Annotated in this window: 4 protein-coding genes; all 4 read right to left on the reverse strand. The window is 41.9% G+C overall.

Annotated features, from left to right (window positions below):
* Nucleotide 1: 1 nt before the first annotated feature.
* Nucleotides 2–844, reverse strand: a complete 843-nt coding sequence (gene rfbD, locus KH893_RS10915) for a dTDP-4-dehydrorhamnose reductase (protein ID WP_281166156.1) — start codon at nt 842–844, stop codon at nt 2–4.
* A 16-nt stretch (nt 845–860) separates the two neighbouring features.
* Complete coding sequence (gene rfbB / locus KH893_RS10920) at nt 861–1,844, reverse strand: dTDP-glucose 4,6-dehydratase (protein WP_281166157.1); 984 nt, start codon at nt 1,842–1,844, stop codon at nt 861–863.
* Entirely contained in the window at nt 1,844–2,419 is a 576-nt protein-coding gene (rfbC, locus tag KH893_RS10925; RefSeq protein ID WP_281166158.1) for a dTDP-4-dehydrorhamnose 3,5-epimerase, read from the reverse strand. The genes rfbB and rfbC overlap by 1 nt, the downstream gene beginning before the upstream one ends.
* A gap of 15 nt (nt 2,420–2,434) precedes the next feature.
* A partial coding sequence (locus KH893_RS10930) for a sugar phosphate nucleotidyltransferase (protein WP_281166159.1) occupies nt 2,435–2,782 on the reverse strand: 348 nt, incomplete at its 5' end.

Here is a 2,782-nt window from a genome sequence, read left to right on the forward strand (position 1 = left end):
TTTATTTTTCACCAATCTGCTGCATGAATCCATCCAAGGCTACTTGCCACTGCGGAAACTTGAAGCCCGTCTCTTTCGCCAAATGCATCACCGAATAATGCGGTCGAAACGCAGCCGATGGATATTGATCGGAACTGACCGGCAACACTTCTACCGGCCGATCCTTTAGAATCTCTTTAGCAAATTCATACCACGAACATTGACCATCATTGCTGCACTGGTAAACCCCATAAGCAATCTGATTATCAACCAAATAAGTCAAAAATTCAGCTAGGGTTCGCGTCCAAGTTGGCCGACCAACTTGATCATCAACGACTGTCAACTTATCATGAGTCTTCGCCAAGTTTAACATCGTGTAAACAAAGTTATGACCCCATTGACCATAGACCCAAGCTGTCCGAACAATATAATATTTTTGACAATATTTTTGAACCGCCTGCTCACCTAACAATTTAGTCCGACCATATTCATTGCGCGGACCTTTCGGATCATCTGGCAAATATTCACCGCTGGTTCGCGTCCCATCAAACACATAATCTGTGCTGACATAAACCAAAGTTGCCCCATACTTCTGACAAGCTTTAGCCATGATCTCAGTTCCAACTGCATTGATCAGTTCATCAGCTGCTTTTCCCTCACCTTCAGCTTTATCAACCGCGGTATAAGCTGCACAATGATAAACGACCTCAGGATGATACGCAGCAAAAAATTGATCAACTTGTCGTTCTTTAGTGATGTCTAATTCGTTAACGTCGGCGGCTTTAAAAGCAACCTTGCGTTCTCGAAATAAATGCTGCAGTTCTTGGCCTAATTGTCCATTGCCGCCAGTAATTAAAATTTTCACGTTGCTCTCCTCCATCTTATTTCAAGGCAGCCCGTTGCTTTAAAGGACGCCACCAAGCTTCATTTTCCTGATACCATTTAACGGTTTCTTTGATTCCACGTTCAAAGGTATATAATGGCTTCCAGCCCAGCTGCGTTTCGATCTTCGTTGGATCAATTCCATAGCGCCGATCATGGCCCAAACGATCCTTGACATATTCAATTGCATCTTCACTCAAGCCCAGTTGCTTAATGATCAAATGCACAATCTCATTATTGGTATGTTCATTGTGTCCACCAACATTATAAACCTCACCGGCTTTGCCTTGATGCAAGACCAAATCAATTGCCCGACAATGATCTGAAACATGCAGCCAATCACGAATGTTTTGACCATCACCATAAATTGGCAACTGTTTACCGTCCATGCCATTGGAAGTCATCAAAGGAATCAACTTTTCTGGGAATTGATATGGGCCGTAATTATTGGAGCAGCGAGTGATGTTAATGTTCAAACCATAAGTTTCAAAGTATGAGCGTACGACCAAGTCAGCCGAGGCTTTGCTAGCTGAATATGGTGAGTTTGGAGCTAAGGGCGTCGTTTCGGTAAAATAACCCGTCTGACCTAAAGTCCCATAGACTTCATCAGTTGAAACCTGCAAGAATTTACCAACCTGGTTCTTTTTAGCTTCATCTAATAATGCCAAGGTGCCTTGAACATTAGTTTCAACAAAGACTTCTGGGTGCAAGATTGAACGATCAACATGGCTTTCGGCCGCAAAGTTGACAATTGCATCAATTTGATATTGCTTGATCAAATAGGCAACTAGTTCCCGATTAACAATATTGCCTTTCACAAAGATATGCCGCTGCTCAGCTGCTAAATCATCCAAGTTATGGATATTGCCGGCATAAGTCAACAGATCCAAATCAACAATCTTGTCATACGGATGCTCTTGCAGATAGTAATGAACAAAATTGCTGCCAATAAAACCGGCACCACCAGTTACTAAGAGATTCATTACTTTTCCTCCTCGTATACAAAGTTCAAATCAGCATCTTTTAATTGTGGATGATGCTGATCCTTTTCTGATAAAATCAGATGATTTAACGGCATCGGCCATTTAATGCCGATATCCGGGTCATCAAAAGCAATTCCGCCATCAGCTTGCGGTGCATAAAAGCCGTCGACTTTATAGGCCACATTGACATTTGGAGTCAACGTTACAAAGCCGTGGGCAAAGCCCTTCGGAACTAACAGCTGACGATGATTGTATTCACTCAAAATGTAACCTTCCCATTGACCATAAGTCGGTGAACCTTTGCGGATATCAACTAAGACATCATAAATCACGCCGGTCACTGCTCGTAAGAGTTTGGTCTGGGCATAAGGTGCACGCTGATAATGCATTCCACGCAAAACGCCGGGTTCAACTGATAATGATTGATTATCTTGAATAAAATCAATATCGATCCCTGCTTCATGGAATTTACTCTTGGTATAAGTCTCGGTGAAAAAGCCACGATGATCACCGAAAACATCAGCTTCCACAATTTTGACATCTTGCAAATTAGTTGAAATTACTTTTAAACTCACTTCTAATACGCTCCTTTAATTTTGATTGTTAGCTAAACGGATCAAATATTGACCATAGTCATTTTTCTTCATTGGCTGAGCTAACTCGACCAAGCGCTCTTTAGAAATATAACCCATCCGATAGGCAATCTCTTCCAGACAAGCAACCTTTAAGTTCTGGCGTTTCTCAATGGTGGCAATGAAACTGGCTGCTTCCAGCATTGAATCATGGGTACCAGTATCTAGCCAAGCGTAGCCACGGCCCATCAACTTAACGTTTAGTTCTTTATTTTCCAAATAGATCTTATTTAAATCAGTGATTTCTAATTCTCCCCGAGCTGAGGGTTTCAAGTTTGCTGCATAATCAACGACTCGATTGTCATA

Origin of the sequence: Liquorilactobacillus sicerae (assembly GCF_029916425.1) — a bacterium.
In the GTDB taxonomy this organism is placed as follows: Bacteria; Bacillota; Bacilli; order Lactobacillales; family Lactobacillaceae; genus Liquorilactobacillus; species Liquorilactobacillus sicerae.

What these genes read in the sequence shown, in the direction of transcription:
- rfbB (WP_281166157.1), bottom strand. Translation starts at nt 1,844, where the DNA reads ATGAATCTCTTAGTAACTGGTGGTGCCGGTTTTATTGGCAGCAATTTT.